Annotated in this window: 16 protein-coding genes; 7 read left to right on the forward strand and 9 right to left on the reverse strand. The window is 53.3% G+C overall.

The window, feature by feature from the left end:
- Window positions 1-533 precede the first annotated feature (533 nt).
- Together B212_RS0118570 and B212_RS0118575 are read right to left on the reverse strand one after the other, a co-directional pair.
- Complete coding sequence (locus tag B212_RS0118570; RefSeq protein ID WP_036669674.1) at window positions 534-989, reverse strand: GNAT family N-acetyltransferase; 456 nt, start codon at window positions 987-989, stop codon at window positions 534-536.
- 79 nt (window positions 990-1,068) lie between these two features.
- Window positions 1,069-1,500: a MarR family winged helix-turn-helix transcriptional regulator gene (locus tag B212_RS0118575; protein ID WP_019912486.1), complete on the reverse strand. Its 432-nt coding sequence runs from the start codon at window positions 1,498-1,500 to the stop codon at window positions 1,069-1,071.
- Window positions 1,501-1,619: 119 nt separating this feature from the next.
- On the opposite strand from B212_RS0118575, the gene B212_RS0118580 reads away from it, so the two are divergent.
- Window positions 1,620-2,075, forward strand: coding sequence for a CBS domain-containing protein (locus B212_RS0118580; RefSeq protein WP_019912487.1), 456 nt, complete (start codon window positions 1,620-1,622; stop codon window positions 2,073-2,075).
- A gap of 98 nt (window positions 2,076-2,173) precedes the next feature.
- Here B212_RS0118580 and B212_RS0118585 read toward each other — a convergent pair whose 3' ends face one another.
- Window positions 2,174-2,776 (reverse strand): TetR/AcrR family transcriptional regulator, encoded by a 603-nt coding sequence (locus B212_RS0118585; protein ID WP_019912488.1) that lies wholly within the window; start codon window positions 2,774-2,776, stop codon window positions 2,174-2,176.
- A 155-nt stretch (window positions 2,777-2,931) separates the two neighbouring features.
- Between B212_RS0118585 and B212_RS0118590 the strand changes: the two genes are divergently transcribed.
- Both B212_RS0118590 and B212_RS0118595 read left to right on the forward strand, forming a co-directional pair.
- Window positions 2,932-3,819: an ABC transporter ATP-binding protein gene (locus B212_RS0118590; RefSeq protein ID WP_019912489.1), complete on the forward strand. Its 888-nt coding sequence runs from the start codon at window positions 2,932-2,934 to the stop codon at window positions 3,817-3,819.
- The gene (locus B212_RS0118595; RefSeq protein WP_019912490.1) at window positions 3,816-4,628 is read left to right on the forward strand and encodes an ABC transporter permease subunit; all 813 of its coding nucleotides are present in this window, start codon (window positions 3,816-3,818) and stop codon (window positions 4,626-4,628) included. Before B212_RS0118590 ends, B212_RS0118595 begins: the two co-directional genes overlap by 4 nt.
- A gap of 190 nt (window positions 4,629-4,818) precedes the next feature.
- On the opposite strand, the gene B212_RS0118600 is transcribed toward B212_RS0118595, so the two are convergent.
- Window positions 4,819-5,670: an aldo/keto reductase gene (locus tag B212_RS0118600; RefSeq protein ID WP_019912491.1), complete on the reverse strand. Its 852-nt coding sequence runs from the start codon at window positions 5,668-5,670 to the stop codon at window positions 4,819-4,821.
- Between the two features lie 170 nt (window positions 5,671-5,840).
- On the opposite strand from B212_RS0118600, the gene B212_RS0118605 reads away from it, so the two are divergent.
- The 3 genes from B212_RS0118605 to B212_RS0118615 all read left to right on the forward strand — a co-directional run bounded on the left by B212_RS0118605 (window position 5,841) and on the right by B212_RS0118615 (window position 9,058).
- Entirely contained in the window at window positions 5,841-6,293 is a 453-nt protein-coding gene (locus B212_RS0118605; RefSeq protein WP_019912492.1) for a MerR family transcriptional regulator, read from the forward strand.
- 240 nt (window positions 6,294-6,533) lie between these two features.
- Window positions 6,534-7,739 carry an ROK family protein gene (locus tag B212_RS0118610; protein WP_019912494.1) on the forward strand — a complete coding sequence of 402 codons (1,206 nt, stop codon included), beginning with the start codon at window positions 6,534-6,536 and terminating at the stop codon, window positions 7,737-7,739.
- Between the two features lie 344 nt (window positions 7,740-8,083).
- Window positions 8,084-9,058: an aldo/keto reductase family protein gene (locus B212_RS0118615; protein ID WP_019912495.1), complete on the forward strand. Its 975-nt coding sequence runs from the start codon at window positions 8,084-8,086 to the stop codon at window positions 9,056-9,058.
- Window positions 9,059-9,223: 165 nt separating this feature from the next.
- On the opposite strand, the gene B212_RS35750 is transcribed toward B212_RS0118615, so the two are convergent.
- From B212_RS35750 to B212_RS0118630, 3 genes are all read right to left on the reverse strand, one after another.
- On the reverse strand, window positions 9,224-9,358 hold the full coding sequence (locus tag B212_RS35750; protein ID WP_019912496.1) for a hypothetical protein: 135 nt from the start codon (window positions 9,356-9,358) through the stop codon (window positions 9,224-9,226).
- A complete protein-coding gene (locus B212_RS0118625; RefSeq protein WP_019912497.1) occupies window positions 9,321-10,718 on the reverse strand; it encodes a helix-turn-helix domain-containing protein in 1,398 nt (465 codons plus the stop codon). Before B212_RS0118625 ends, B212_RS35750 begins: the two co-directional genes overlap by 38 nt.
- Before the next feature lie 151 nt (window positions 10,719-10,869).
- Window positions 10,870-13,548 carry a YhgE/Pip domain-containing protein gene (locus tag B212_RS0118630; protein ID WP_019912498.1) on the reverse strand — a complete coding sequence of 893 codons (2,679 nt, stop codon included), beginning with the start codon at window positions 13,546-13,548 and terminating at the stop codon, window positions 10,870-10,872.
- A gap of 223 nt (window positions 13,549-13,771) precedes the next feature.
- On the opposite strand from B212_RS0118630, the gene B212_RS0118635 reads away from it, so the two are divergent.
- A complete protein-coding gene (locus tag B212_RS0118635; RefSeq protein WP_019912501.1) occupies window positions 13,772-14,299 on the forward strand; it encodes a hypothetical protein in 528 nt (175 codons plus the stop codon).
- Between the two features lie 463 nt (window positions 14,300-14,762).
- On the opposite strand, the gene B212_RS0118640 is transcribed toward B212_RS0118635, so the two are convergent.
- Window positions 14,763-15,725, reverse strand: coding sequence for a glycoside hydrolase family 43 protein (locus tag B212_RS0118640; RefSeq protein ID WP_028530920.1), 963 nt, complete (start codon window positions 15,723-15,725; stop codon window positions 14,763-14,765).
- Window positions 15,726-15,850: 125 nt separating this feature from the next.
- Complete coding sequence (locus B212_RS35065; protein ID WP_019912503.1) at window positions 15,851-16,015, reverse strand: hypothetical protein; 165 nt, start codon at window positions 16,013-16,015, stop codon at window positions 15,851-15,853.
- Between the last annotated feature and the right edge of the window lie 44 nt (window positions 16,016-16,059).

A 16,059-nucleotide genomic window follows, 5' to 3' on the forward strand; every position in this document is an offset into this window, starting at 1 on the left:
CATATATGTGGGCTGAATGTCCGCGCATAAAGACGCTGGAGTCCGTTCACTTGCGGAAAAATGAATTCCGGTAGAGATAAGAGCCGCTCAGTCCGTTTACATACGGTTAGTCTCTTCCGATCAGGAGATGGTTCTGTTCGCAGGGCCTGATACGCCTGCGGCAGGGTCTCCACGCCCTAATCCCGTTCGGCAGCGTATTGGCACATTCCTCTTACTCCACTTCAATTCAGGGGATACCTGGCATCTGTGATTGTATTCTCTGCAATAGAAAATATGTATTTCTGCGGTAAATCTCACTCTGCTGTATTTCGTGCAATCAATTCCCCGGATTTCGGCCCGAGAGGGCACCACCGCAGAAATCTGCTGCACAGAATACAGCAGAAGCTGTCATTAGGCGGATTTGAAGACAATCTGTTGCAGAACATACAGCAGATTATCCCGGGCAATCGCCTTTATCCCGGACAAACAACTCGCTGGACAGGCAGCCCGCCCCGGAGGCTCCAACCTCTCCGCACTCTCCACCCCCTCCAAACTCAGTTCAGCGTGAGCCGCAGACACTTCATTTTGGAGTACCGGTAGCCCGCAGCCTCGTAAAAATGCAGCGCGCGCGCATTCCCGGCATCGGCGAGCAGCGTGATCCGCAGAAAGCCATTGTCCCGGGCATATTCCACAATCCCGTCCATAAAAAACCGGCCGCTCCCTTTCCCCCGCTCCGCCGCAGATATAATAAAATCCTCCAGCATGATTACGGGTCCGCCTTCAAAGGTGCTGAAGCCAAAGGCCAGATTCACCATCCCTACAACCTGCTCCTCCCGCTTCAGCAGCAGAAGCACCCCACGGTCCGGATGATTCAGAATTAAGGTGAGACCAGCTTTCTGCTTGTCGATATTGACAGCGGCGGAGAAATCCTGCTCCATTGCGAATAGCTCGCCCAGCAGTCTGCACATGTCCTCAAGTGCCTCTGCTCCGGCTCTAGTGATCGTCAGCATTACAGCCTCCCCGTCCTTCCTGATTCCGTTATAATTGTTCCCAGCATAGCCGATCTCCGCGATTTCAACTGTGATTTTTTCAGCTCTCTTCTTCAAATGAGGCATTAAATTTCTGCAAAAGCTGCCCCAAGGCCGCTCCCTCTTCCTCGCTCCAGGCATGCAGAAGCTTCCCGATTGTGTCCTGGCGTGCAAGCCGGTTCTCCTCCAGAACCTCGCTCCCCAGATCTGTAATCTGCAGCGAAAAAGCCCGTCCATCTACCGGATCGGGGACCCGCACGATGTATGCCTTCTGTTCCAGCGCCGCCACCTGCCTGCTGACCGTTGAGATATCGAGATGAAATTCATCCGCCAGTGCCTTCACCCCGGCAGATCCGTAAAAAGCAATTTGATGCAGCAGCAGATAAGCCGCACGGTCCAGATTGCCGATTTTTTTGTAGGTTGTCATGGAAGTCAGACGGCGGACAAGCATCGCCAGCTCCAGCTCAATCATTTCTATGGAACGTTTCTCCATGCGGGATGCACCTTCTTTTCTTTCGTCATTGACAATGTTCCTTCTACTTGTATAATACAAGTATATACTTTCATTATACAAGTTATTTGCCGGAATGATAACTTGCGGAGGGACATTTTATGAAGGCTCACGAGTTTATGATCAGACAGGTCTACAAAGTAAAGGAAGACGATACGGTGCAGACCTTTATCGAAAAATGCATTCAGTACCGGATCAGCGGCATGCCGGTAGTTAATGATAGAAATGAAATTGTCGCGTATTTGAGCGACGGTGACATCATGCGCTATATCGGCAGACATGAGGATATTATCGTCGATTCTTTTTTTCAGATCAATGTGTTCATTGGGGATAATGACGAGTTCGAGGAACGGACACGCAGGCTGCTAAATCTGAATGTTATGGCTATCGCCAAGAAGAAGGTCATCACCGTCTCCTGGGACGAGGATATCGAGAAAATCGCCACCATACTCGGCAAAAAGCAGATCAAAAAAGTCCCGGTGGAACGAAACCGTGTCCTTGTAGGCATTATCAGCCGCGGAGATGTGATCCGTCATACCTTCAAAACGCTGCTCTAGCATCGCATACTCTTAGATCGGCAATGGGCCCCGGCTTCCTGATCGTCTATTCCAGGCCATAGAGCTTGTACGCTCCAGCCGGGGCCACCCCCTCCGCCTTACTCCGCAGCCTCCTGTCCGCACAGCCCGTAGAAAAAAATATGAAACAGCTCCTCCAGAAACCTCTCCTTGTCCTCATGCTTCTCTACACTGTCCAGCATTTCTCCCGAGCTTTTGATATACATCTGGATCACCAGCAGCACCGCTTCTACGGAAACCTTCGGCGAAATTTCCCCGCCCGCTTTGCCTTCCTCTACCATTTGAACCATCAGGGGCACGAGCCGGTCATCATATTGCTGCTGAATATACTGATACATAACGAGATCGTCGATCATGAGCTGTTTGACGAGCGCCGGCGGCAGACTGGAGTAGGTTTCCTTATCCTTTACAATAAAATAAGTCATTCGCTCCTTGAGCGATTTCTTCTGCTGCATCTCTTCCTCGAACTCACGGATGGAATCCTCAATAAAAGCCTTAAAGGACTCGCCGATCAGCGCCTCCTTGCTGCCAAAATAATTGTAAATCGTCACCTGAGACACACTCGCCGCCTTGGCAATATCCGCAATCCGCAGCCGCTTAACTTCCCATGTCTTCAGCAGCTCCATTGTCGTCTTCATAATTTTGTCTTTGATCAAAGCCGATCTTTTCTCAAAGCCGTTCATGACTTTCACCCTAACCCGATAATATAATGTATTATTTTGAAATATTTATCGCAAATTATTTCATAACTGTATTGACTTCGTGTTATCACGCGAATATTATAACATATGAAATAATCAATCAATAATATTTCATTATTTTTGGCGGGGGTGGCGGCATGCTGAAGGTTGAGGGGTTAAGCAAACGTTTTGCTAACGGGAGAGGCATAGACAATGTATCGTTCACTGTAAATAAAGGCGAGGTGTTCGGGTTCCTGGGTCCAAATGGCGCGGGAAAATCAACAACCATCCGGCATATTATGGGGTTCATGCGGCCGGATCGCGGCTCCGTCACGATTAACGGTCTGGACGTCTGGAAGGGACAGGGAACGGTGCAGAAGCTTACCGGATATTTGCCCGGCGAGATCAACTTTATTGACGGTATGACCGGCAAGGGCTTTTTGGATTTCATGGCCTCGATGCAGGGAGTGAAGGATAACAGTAAACGGGAGCGGCTGATCCAGCGCCTCCAATTCGATGTCTCCACGCCAATCCGCAAAATGTCAAAGGGCATGAAGCAAAAGGTAGGCATTGTCGCAGCCTTCATGCACAGTCCCGAAGTGATTATTCTCGATGAACCAACCTCCGGCCTTGACCCTTTGATGCAGCGGGTATTTATCGAGCTGGTGCTGGAGGAAAAAGCCGCCGGAACGACCTTCCTGATGTCCTCCCACAGCTTTCAGGAGATCGAGCGCACCTGCGACCGGGCCGCAATTATCAAGGACGGACGTATCGTCACTGTGAAAAATATCCATGAGCTGCAGTCGATGCAGCGGAAGCTGTTTGAGGTTGTCTTCGAGACTCCCGGAGATGCCGCACATTTCGCCGCTTCCGGTCTGGAGGTAGCCTTCCATGAAGGGAACCGGGTGCAAATCGCAGTGCAGGGCAATTATAATGCATTCACGCAGGCGCTGGGCCGCTATGCTGTCCGCAGCATAGATATCTCTACACAGAATCTGGAAGACATCTTCATGAACTATTATGATCGTGAGGCGAAGGTACAATGAATTTCCCACTCTATAAGGAAATGATGCGCGTGAATCTGAAGGGCATTATGAACTACGCCTGCGGCTCTGCCTTTTACATGCTGTTCATGATCTGGCTCTATCCCGGTCTGGGCGGCAGCACGAAGGCAATAGATGAGCTTGTCCAGGCCATGCCGGAGGGGGTTGGCAGGGCGTTCGGGCTGAGCAGCAGTTTTGCGAGTGCGGAGGCTTTTATCTCCGGGGAATATTACGGCCTCATACTGGTGCTGATTCTGTCCATCGTTTGCGTACAGATGTCCACACAGCTCATAGCCAGGCTGGTGGACCGCGGCTCTATGGGGTATCTGCTGGCTACCCCGACCACGCGTCGAAAGGTAGCGTTCACGCAGGCTATAGTGCTTGTGACATCCTTGTTTATCATTATGGCGGTAACCCTGCTCTCCGGGTTTGCCGGAAAATACTGGTTTCTGGGCACCAAATATGCATTTGACATGGGCCGTTTCACTGAGCTCAACACCGTTGCCTTTTTGCTCTTCTTCGCCATCGGCGGGCTTTGCTTCCTGGTCTCCTGCATGTGCAACGACGAGAAGAGAGCGCTCGGCATCTCCGGGGCGATTACCTTCGGCTTCTTCACCATTGATCTACTCGGCAAAATCAGTGAAAAGCTGGACGTCCTGCGATTCTTCACCCTGTTCAGCTTCTACCGCCCCGCCCATATCGTTCAGGGAACGGCAGAGGTTATGCAAATCTCCCTCTGGCTGCTGCTGACCGGCCTCACGGCCTTTGCTGTAGGCATCCAAATGTTTCGGCGGCGGGACTTGCCGCTATAGGGTTCGGTTAGGAGGTCCCACATTGGGGCCGGTTGCATTTAGTTTAGTGCACATCGTTAGCAGTTTCCGGCGAGGCATTAACAAATTTTATTGCTTACGAATAGTCACAAAGAAAGGACAGGTCCGCCGCCCTGCCCTTTCTTAATAGATATGGGATAAACGCGCGATGAACTTACGGTTCGATCAAAGGTTACAGATCGACTCTTAAGGTGCCCAGCATCTTGGCGAATTTCGGATCGTGGTACGATAAGAAAAGACTTTCCCGCGTATCGAGGGCAGAAATTTGTTCAATATCGTCCGCGCTCAACTCAAAACCGAAAATGTCGAAGTTTTCGACGATCCGCTCTTTACGCACCGATTTTGGAATAACAACAATTTCGCGCTGTACGAGCCAGCGCAATACGACCTGGGCAACGGACTTGTTGTGTTTTTCCGCAATCGAGGTCAGCACTTCGTTACCGAACATGTTGCCCAGCCCTTCAGCGAACGGCGCCCACGACTGGTGCTGCACTCCCTGCTCTTTCATAAAAGCGGCGCTCCCGATCTGCTGGTAGAACGGGTGCGTTTCGACCTGGTTGACGGCGGGCACGATTTCGTTATGCACAATGAGATCCATCAGACGGTCAGGCAGGAAGTTGCTGACACCGATCGCCTTGATCTTGCCTTCGCGGTACAGGTCTTCCATCGCGCGCCAAGCGCCGTAGTAATCGCCGAAAGGTTGGTGAATAAGGTATAAATCAAGATAGTTGAGCTGTAGCTTCTTCAAGGATTTGGCAAACGCCAGCTTGGCACTCTCATAGCCGGCATCCTGAACCCAGAGCTTGGTCGTGATGAACAGTTCCTCCCGCGGAACGCCGCTGCGCTTGATCGCGCGTCCGACCGCTTCCTCGTTCAGGTAACCAGCGGCAGTGTCAATCAGGCGGTAACCGGCCATCAGCGCTTCATATACCGCGTTCTCACATTCTTCAGCATCAGGAATTTGGTAGACACCAAAGCCGATGATCGGCATTTTCACACCGTTGTTCAATGTTACTGTTTGCATTGTAATTCCTCCCATTGTTCAAATGTAAACCGGCAAACGGCCGCAAATTCCCGAATCGGGCACCACAGCGAGGATTTCGCTTACGGCCGATTTGCATTATAATAAGCCTATCGCCTTCGTGTTACACGAAGTCAAGTCATATCAACACTTTATTTTCCAAGGAGGATTACATGCATACGGTCAAAGAAGCCGCCCAGATAACGGGACTCACCGAGCACGCCGTGCGCTTTTACACAGATAAAGGCCTGGTGCCAAGCCTACAGCGCAATCAAAACAACATTCGGATGTTCGACGAAGAATCAATCAACTGGCTGCATGGCGTCAAATGCCTCAAGCAATCCGGGATGCCGATTGATGTCATTAAAATGTACGTCGATCTCTGCCTCGAAGGGGATTCAACCATTCTGCAACGCTGCACACTCATGATGGAGCATAAAGAAGCGGCGCTCGCTAAGCTCGAAGAAGCCAAACTGCACGTTGCCCACTTGGAACAAAAAACCGCACTATATCAGGCCATTCTGGAGCACCGCTCTCCAGACACGACCAATCCCGGCATTTGGGACAAAATTCAGCATATGCATTGTGACGTATTTTACTCGCCCTCTGTTTCACCAGGAACTTAAGTCCATAACTTTCCTATTATTTGCTTTTTCCAGTCGCTCCCCTGGATGGCCCATCCGATCGGGACGGCGTTCGAAGTCTTTTTTTAATGAACAGAAGGCAGCCATGTGGATATTCTTAATCTTTAGTTCATCTTATATAGGTTGCGGGCCTCTCTCTTTTATGGCATTGTAGTAACAGGTTTAGTCGGAATTACCGGCTGTGCCTAATCGTTATATGTATGTTATAAGGAGAGACCCCCTGTGCAGCCTATTCATGAAGTTATTTCAAGCTCCAGAACCAAAGATATGTATTTGTCTATCAGAAAACAGGGTACGGTATCCAAACAAACGCTGCTGGAGGAGAGCGGGCTTACCGTCAGCACCTTGACCCGCATCCTGGATGAGCTTCTTGCCCAAGGCCTCTTGTCTGAGGTCGGCTACGGCGAATCAACCGGAGGCCGGAGACCCACCCTATACGAAACCAATCCTCTCTTCGGCTATGTGTTCGGGCTGGAAATTTCCCGCACGCATTCCAAGCTTGCACTTATGAATCTTCATCTATCCCTGCTGGATGAGTATACATGGACAATGGATGAACACACCACACCGGAGCTTCTGGTGGAAGCCGTACATTCCCAGGCGCTGCGTATGCTGGAGCAGGCCTCCGTTGACATCAGCCAGGTTATCGGACTCGGCATTGGGGCGGTTGGACCCCTGGACCGCAAGGAAGGAATCATCCAACATCCGGCAGGGTTTACTGCACCGGGCTGGTCGCAGGTGCATATCAAGGAACAGCTTGAGCAGCTTCTGGATGTGCCGGTCTGCCTGGATAACGGCGCTAACACCGCGCTGCTCGGCGAATATTGGGCAGGCGGCAACCTGCGGCTGCATCAACTGCTCTACCTGCATGCCGGAATCGGCCTGCGCTCGGCCATTATGAACGAAGGCCGGATTCTGTACAGCGTAATTGATACTGAAGGCGCAGCCGGGCAAATGATTATCGAGAATGCCGGCATTCCTTCACGTCATCCAGGCGGCAATGATGGAGCCTGGGAATCCTATGTTTCTATCCGTACACTGGAAATGCAGGCCCGCGCGGAGTGGAAGCTCGGCAAAGACACCCTGCTCCGCGAGCTGGCGCCTAACCCGGAGAGCATTGATTTTTCCCATCTGATCGAAGCCTTGCAGGCAGGAGACCCTATGGTCACCGGAATTTTTGGACGGGCTGCGGTCTATTGCGGAATCGGCCTCGCGAATCTGATTAACATTCTCCACCCGGAGGAGGTTATTCTGGGCGGCCCCTTATTCTCGGCAGCCGATTATTTCTATCAGGAGGCCACACGTGTTGCTCTTGAGAAGACCTATTACCGGGAGCAGTGCAGTGTCCGGTTCACCAAGGGAGCCTTAAGCGATAACGCGGTAGCTACGGGGGCGGGAGCCCTGATCCTGAATCAGCTCACAGGCTGAAGCCTGCGCACAAATATACATAGTCACGGCGCGAAACAAGCCACCCCGGGAGACCGGAGTGGCTTGTTTGTGCTGAAGCTGAGGTCAGTTACAGGCAATGAACAGGCAAGTCCGCTCCTGCGGCTCATACGTTCAGGATGCCGCTTTTCCCGACTACGCTCAGTCATTGCCGTGCGAGCAAGTCATGGCCGGCCGTTGTCGGATGAACGCCGTCCCACAGCCAATATGCATACAAATCGGATGGAATCTACTGAATACGCTTACCTTTTACTAGGCCGATATGATACTATTAACACGACTGTTCCTCATCATAACAGAAACTTTTCAGGGAGGAAATGACAAATATGAAATACAGAAGATTGGGCAATACCGGACTGAAGGTCAGCGAGATCGGCCTCGGAAGCTGGCTCACTTACGGCACGGCGGCGGAGCAGAAGGCGGCGGATGCCTGTGTTGCCAAGGCTTTTGAATGCGGTATCAATTTCTTTGACACAGCAAATGCCTATAACCGTGGTGAAGGCGAAAAAGCGATTGGCGCCGCGCTCCGCTCCTATCAGCGGTCGGATTATGTACTTAGCACCAAGGTCTATTTCCCTATGGGGGAGGGTGTGAATGACCGCGGCTTATCCCGCAAGCATATCATGGAGCAATGCGAAGCAAGCCTGCGGCGTCTCGGCACCGATTATATCGACGTCTATTTCTGTCACCGCTACGATACGGAGACTCCGGTAGAAGAGACCCTGCGCGCGCTGGATGACTTGACTTCCCAGGGCAAAATCCTCTACTCCGCTGTCAGCGAATGGTCTGCATCGCAAATTTCCCATGCCGCCGGGATCAGCCGCCGGTTAAATCTGCGTCCGCTGGCTGGAAACCAGCCAATCTACAACATGTTCGAGCGTTACATTGAAGAGGAAGTGCTTGAGGTGTCCAGCCGGGAAGGGCTTGGCCAAGTCGTCTTCTCGCCGCTTGCACAGGGCATCCTGACCGGCAAATACAAGCCGGGCCAGCAGCCGCCGGCCGGCACACGAGGTGCAGACGACGCAGTGAACGGCGTCATCCGCAGCTACCTGCGGGATGACGTGCTCAGCGTCGTAGCTGAGCTGGACGAAGTGGCCTCAGAGCTGGGCCTGAAGCTGTCACAGCTCGCGCTGGCCTGGGTGCTGCGCCAGCCGGGTGTAAGCTCGGCGCTGATCGGGGCCAGCAAGCCGGAGCAGGTGGAAGAGAACGCCCGGGCCGTGGATCACACGCTCCAGCCGGACACGCTGGAGCGGATCGAGGGCATCCTCCGGCAGGTGGCCGGTTTTGCTCCGGCGAGATAATACGGCTTCCGGTGGAAATTTTATAGCGAAAGCCTATGAATTCTTATACTTGCACAAATACACCCTCCCGTGAAGATGAGGGTGCATTTGTGCTGCCCGTTCTTTCCCCAAGCAGGCGGCAGATTAGCCCGCCGGCCGCATAGGGCGCATACGGCACAGAAAGAATTACTCCGCCCCTACTCCATGTGTGAGAGGCTCAAAAACCGACTGGGTGGAGGCTGTATCCAGCACAAGAGCCGGAGCCTCCAGCGCCAGCAGAAGACTACCTGCTGCCAGCAGCAGCGCTAATTTTCTCTTCATTAATCGTCCGCACCTCGCCAATAAGAAGTTTATATTGCTCTTGTTCCTCAACGGAGCTGAGATGTCTGTATTGCTCAAATAACCCTACGCATTGAATGATGCTTCTGTCACTGTTTATTTTAACAGAGCATTCCAGACTTTGGAATAAGTAAGCGATACCATCCTTGTATCTCTGCGTATCTAAATAATACACAGCCAGCTCGAACAGCAGGGTCTTATATTTATCAGTGCTCACCTGGATATTCAGCTTCCCCATCAGGGTCCGCTGCTCCTTAAAGCCCAGAAACGGCTGAAACCGCTCGATAATGTCATCCACCGAAAAATGAAAACGGTTGGCCGCCTGCATAATTTTGATTAACCCCGGCACAATCTCATTCTCCCTGGAGGCAATGAACCCGACATAATCCGCAAGCACTTCCGTTTGTCCAGACATCAGACGATACAGATATGTATTCGCTTCAGCCCATTCCTTGAACTGGTCCTTAATCTGCCGGGCTTCCTCTGTATCCTCCTTCACCCAGCCGGCCTCTGCATAAAGCGAGACATAATGCAGCGCCTGCTTGTAATCGCCGCGCTCATCGCAGACGGCTGAGCGGAGCAAATGTGAATACAGGATGTAAAAGCACAGGGGTCTTGCCGGTTCTTTGTGTGCCGCACGACGGCTGATTTTATGATATTTGTTCTGATATTGAATGGCTGCCTTGCGCCCCAGCTCTTCCGCTATTGCATCGACTTTATTCCAGCGCCCAAGCGAAGCGTAGATATTCGCCAAATCCTTAAGTGCATTTAATTGATCCACCTCATCCAGCCGCTCTACAAAATACTCAAAATGCATGGCTGTCCGCAGATTGGCATCCTGGTCCTTTCCGAGGGCAATCGTGAACAAGCGGTACTGGCACACCGCCAGCCGCTCTGAATGCTGGTATTTCTCACTCTCCGCCACACCTTCGTACAGCAGAGCCGCCGCTTGCCGCTTGCCTTGGCCGAAGAATTCCTCTGCCGTGTCGAACAGCACCTGGGCATACGAAATATTATCCATAATATTCTGGACCACCCGGCGGATGCATTCCAGCTTGTCCAGCTCCGCGCAGCGCTGCAGGAACGGTCCCAGCCGCCGCCAGTCGGGGGTGGAGTGAATCACACATTCATCTATGTACAGCTCATAAAAATCCCCTTCAGCAAGGCCCATACCCGCTGTAATCCGGTCAAGCTGCTTCATCGCAATGGGACGATTTCCATTTATAATACTGCTGAGTGTACCCGAATTGACCCCGGATATTCCGGCAAACTGATTAATCGTGATGCCTTCTCTTTTCAAGTACTTATCCAGCTCATCTTGAATTGTAGCTGTTGCTTCCACGCAAACACCGCCCTAGACAACCATATATTTGAACTATCATCCAGATATTCCTATATCTTAGGCGCTAATATAACCCAGGTCAATATCCGTTGGCGCGTTCAAAAGTGGTTGACAGCAGAGAGATAAGCCGTTCCAGGGTCAAATCTAGAGATTAAGAGATCAGCTTCGACTTCTCCGCCTGCTCTGCCGAGCGCCGGATGAACCGTTCCAGCGGCTTCTGAAGGGTAAGCGCCAGCACCAGAGCGGCAATGCCGAACAGAATCAAAGCAACCGCGTCACGGATGGCAACTGCCGGCAGGATGCCGCCAACGGATTCCCTCATCAGGCTGATCGCATAGGTGAACGGCATAAACGGGTTCAGGATTTGGAAGAAACGTCCGGTGGTGCTGACCGGGAAGGTCCCGCCGGAGCTGGAGAACTGGAGCACCATGAACACAATAGCTATCCCTTTGCCCAGGCTGCCAAAAACAGAAACCAGCGTAAACACAATCGTCACAAATATGATGCTGATCAGGACGGCAAACAGCACAAACCACAGCTTGTCAGCAACATAGCATTTTAGCAGATAGATATTCCCCAGCACCGCTACCAGAGCCTGAAGGATGCCTATGGTAAGAAAAGTCAGCAGACGGCCAAAATAAAGCTGATAGCGGCGGTATGCTGCTCCTCCGGTATCGACTCCGGTCCGCAGCAAGGAAACGAGCAGCGTGCCGCCAACCCACAAGGAGAGCACCACGTAAAACGGCGTCATGGCTGAGCCGTAATTGGGGATCGGATATAGCGCCTTTTCCTTCATCACCACGGGGCTTGCGAGGAAATCACTGATCCCCTTAATATCTCCGCCCAGCAGCTTGGCGATTTCCTCCAGATTGACATCCTGCTTGATCTCACGGACCGTACTGGCGGCCCGGCGGACGGCATTCTCCAGAACGGGAAGATCATCCCTCACCAGCTCTGCCGCCCGGTTCACTCCCTTGTCCGCAAGGGGAAGCCCGGAGGTAATCAACTGCGACGCGCGGCGGAGCTTCTCCTCCGCCCCAGGCAGATCCTTCCGGGCGAATTCGGCCGCTGCATGAATTTCTTCTCCGGCGGCGGGCAGCGCGCTCTGGATGCGCGGCAGCACCTTCGTCACGAAATCGCTGAACGCCGGCAGCCTGCCGCTCATTCCCGCTGCCGCCGCACGTAGCTCGCCCGCAACCGCGGGCAGATTGTCCCGCAGCGCGGCCAGCCCGGTCTGCCCGTACTGGATGGCGGTCCCCGCTTCATCCAGCACCGTGTCCAGCGCCGCCACCCGCTGCGGCGCCTCCTGCAAGGCCGTGGCGGCAGTCCCCGCCACGGACGTGAGCTGCTGCAGCGTGCCCTGCAGCGCAGGCAGCCCCTCCGCGCTGTAGCGCGAGAGCAGACCGTCCAGCGCCGCAGCGCTCCGGGCGGTCTGCTCGCCGAGCTGCGTCAGCGCGGCGGGGTCCGCTGTGCCGCCGTCCCGCAGGGCGGCGGCAAGCTTGGCCGCCTGCGCAGCGCCGGCGGCAAAACCGGCCCGCGCCCCGGCCAGGGCGCGGAGCCCGCTGCCCGGCACAGCGCCGGGCGCGAGGGTGTTCACGGCGGCGAGCAGAGCCGCCGTGTGCTGCAGCGCGCCGCTGCCGGCGGTCAGCCGGTCTGCGGCTTGCTGCAGCCCTGTTGCCGCCGCTGCGCCCGGCGGCGTGCTGTTTTGCGCGAGCTGGCCCGCCAGCAGGGCGGCGGCGTCAGCGCTTTGCTGCAGCAGATAGAGATTCTGCTGCACGACCTGCGGAACCGCGGCGAAGGCCGCGCTGTTCCGCTCAAGGAACTGCTGCAGCTCCTTGCCGAAGGCGGGCCCCGCTGCAGCGATGTGACCGGTCTTCGGCAGTGCCTGGGCAGCCGAAGCTACAACCGACCCGGCCTCGTCCAGTCGGTCCGAGGCCCGGTCCAGCACCTGCTCCACCCTGCGGAGATCCGCATCCAGCCCGGACAACAGCGGCCCCGCACGCGTAAGTTCGGGCAGTCTGCCCTGTAATTCCTGCAGTCTGCCCGCAGCATCGCTGATCTGCCCCCAATGCTCGTCCAGCAGCTCCGCTGCCTTACCTGCCTGCTCTACCTCCGGCAGCTTGTCCGTAAGCGCGGCAATCCGTCCGGCGGAGCCAGCAAGCTGCGGCCAGTCCTGCTGCAGCTTCAGCACCAGTTTTCCAGCCTTTTCAAGCTCCGGCAGACTGGCCTCAAGCTTGAATAAGCCCTGCTCCACCTTGCGGATAACCGGAAGCTCGGTCTGGAATTCGCGGTCGATGGTTCTAAGGGCCGTAAGCACCGTACTGCTTAGCGTTTCTGTGAACCGCTCGCTGATCTGTGCTGTAATGGCGGAAGCGCCCTTCGCAGTGATTTTTGGCGCAATTGCATTGATTTTTTCGTTTACGGTATAATCCATCTCCGGCTTTACCAGCTTACCTGCGAGGACCCCCGCCATCCGCTGTGAGAACGCTGCGGGAATGATAATGCTGGCATAATAGTCCCCGCGCCGCACCCCTTGCACCGCCGATTCGGCATCTGTGAACGTCCAGCCCAGCGATTTGTTGCCGCGCAAGCTCTCCAGCACCTCACCCCCGATGTTGAAGCTTTTTCCGTCCACAGCGGCTCCCTGATCTAGGCTGGCAACAGCAATTTTAATTCCCGATGTATTGCTGTACGGGTCCCACACCGCAGCAACATTCACCCAATCGTAGACGGAGGGCAGCACCGCAAGCGCAGCAACGAGCAGCAGGGCTACCGGAGCTTTGAACAGGTTGACCCAATCTTTTTTATAAATCCGCCATATCGCCGCCATGTTTCCCATTCACCCCTGTGCCGTAATCTGGATAGTTTAATATGCCCCGGAGCGGTTCTATTTCATGCCTAACTTTTCCACTTTTGATTCCAAAAATTTTTGCAACCTTATCCGCCAATTCATCGTTAATAAAGGTACAAACCCGATTTGAGAATCACCACAAAGGGTAAATAAGAATATAGGCTTTCACCGGGTCATATTCAATCTTAAGGGGGAAATTATTATGTTAAAGAAAAAATCGGTTTATCTGTTTCCTGTGCTGGTCCTGCTGTTCCTCTCCCTGGTGACTTCGGCAAGCACTACGGGTACACGTGCAGATGCGAAAAGTGGCGATAAAACCCAGAACCTGACGGTTTATATACACGCACTTCAGTCCAAGGACGGTCACACCATCCTTACAGCCGACGAAATCGAATGGTACGAAGGAGCCGCCGCCGACCGTATCTTTGCCGAACGCGATCCTGAAGGAGCGGCAGAGATTGGCGGAGCACCTGACGGCTACTATATTGTGAACGACAGCGACACCCTCACCTCTTACCCGATTGCGGACAATGCCAAGGTGACCATGCAAATTTACGATCATACCGGAAACATCGGGGACCTGGACATTCACTGGAACGAAAGCATCACCCTCCAGAAGTTCATCCAAGAGTTCGCCAAAACCGACATTTTTGATCTGAGCCAGTCGCCCTACCACATTACCATTCAGGACGGCCGGGTGACATCCATCGTTCAGCAGTACACTCCGTAACTCATTTATATTTTGTTAAAAGACCGCATTCGTCCATGTTGGGCGGATGCGGTCTTTTTTGCGCGTAGTCCCGGGACCCGAGAGTTCCGAAGCAATTCGATCTTTCATGCTACTTGCACTTCATACAGTTAAAAATCCGCTTTTGGAGACAACTTTGCTTTTAGTTGCACTCTGTGCACTTACCTATGCCGGATATAGCCAGACTCAGCTAATTAGTGAAAAATAATTGCAACATTACAATTATATCTTAAAAACAGTCATTTTAGCTCCTGATAGCTGCAGGAAGTACAGTTAAAGTGGTTTCTTACTTCCTCAGGCAGCCTGGGAGAAGGGTTCCGTCAACTTGTTAAAAAAATAAGAGTGTTCCCCACCCTTAGCAGGCTGGACGGAACACTCTTATTAACTATAATGGCTATTCACTTGCCGATTGAACACAAAGTTAAGCCTTAACTTCCTTAATTCCTTACTTCCCGCTGTCCTTCACCGGCACTCCGAAATTCGGCGTGCCGTCCTCATTCCAGTGCAGGACCTGGGCGCGGGTGTGGCGGTTCGGATCGTAGAGCGGATCGCCTGTGATCTCCTTGTAGTTGCGGCAGTGGTAGATCATCACATCCTCACCATTTTCGTTGACCGTGAAGCTGTTATGCCCCGGACCGTACTGTCCGTTCTCCTCGCTGGTCTTGAATACAGGCTCAGGGTGCTTGCTCCAGGAGACGGCATCCAGCAGATCGCTGTCTTCGTCCGCAGACAACAGTCCCATGCAGTAGTTATGATCGGTAGCGCTGGCTGAGAAGCTGATGAAAATTTTGCCGTTGCGGTTGAGAACAGCCGCACCTTCATTCACGCTGAAGCCGATGATCTCCCAAGCATACTCAGGTGTAGCGATCATCGTCTGCCGTCCGGTCAGCGTCCATGGATTCTCCATTTCCGAAATGTACAGGTTGGAATTCCCCGGAATATCCGGGTCCTTCTGGGCCCATACATAATAGAGCACTCCCTTGTGCTGAAACGCGGTGGCATCCAGGGCAAAGGTCTCCCAGGCTGTCTTGACCTGGCCCTTCTCTACCCACTTGCCTTCCAGCGGATTTGCCGACTCGTTCTCCAGCGCATACATGCGGTGATCGAACAGTCCTTCCTTGGTTTCCGTCGTTCGTGCGGCTGCGAAATAGATATACCATTTGCCGGAGATATAATGGATCTCGGGAGCCCAGATATTGGCGCTCAGCGGCCCGGTTTCGTATTTGCGCCAAGCTACAACGGGCTTTGCTTCTTTAAGCCCTTCTATAGACGCAGCCCTGCGCACCTCGATCCGGTCATACTCCGGCACCGATGCCGTAAAGTAATAATAACCATCCGTATGCTTGTATACCCAAGGGTCGGCACGCTGCTCCACAAGCGGATTGCTGTACTCTCTATTCTTGCACATAACGGTTTCTCCTTTGGTTCTATTTAAATTGAACATCATATCTATCAATTGGGTCTGGTCGTAACTGCCGGGAATGTTTGGACTTCCGGCCGATATAGCTCCGTAAGTATCCAAACTTCCCCTCCTCACTTCAACAACGGCATTTCTGCCGTAATTTCTGGCCGGACCACCCGTTCTTGCTCCAACAGCAGCATTTCTACCGCTATTTCTGACCGGACCACCCGTTCTTGCTCGAACAACGGCATTTCTGCCGCTATTTCTGACCGGACCACCCAATCTTGCTTCAACAACGGCATTTCTGCGGTTAGTATAGAAAGTGGACACCATGTAAGAA

This window comes from Paenibacillus sp. HW567 (assembly GCF_000374185.1).
In the GTDB taxonomy this organism is placed as follows: domain Bacteria; phylum Bacillota; class Bacilli; order Paenibacillales; family Paenibacillaceae; genus Paenibacillus_AQ.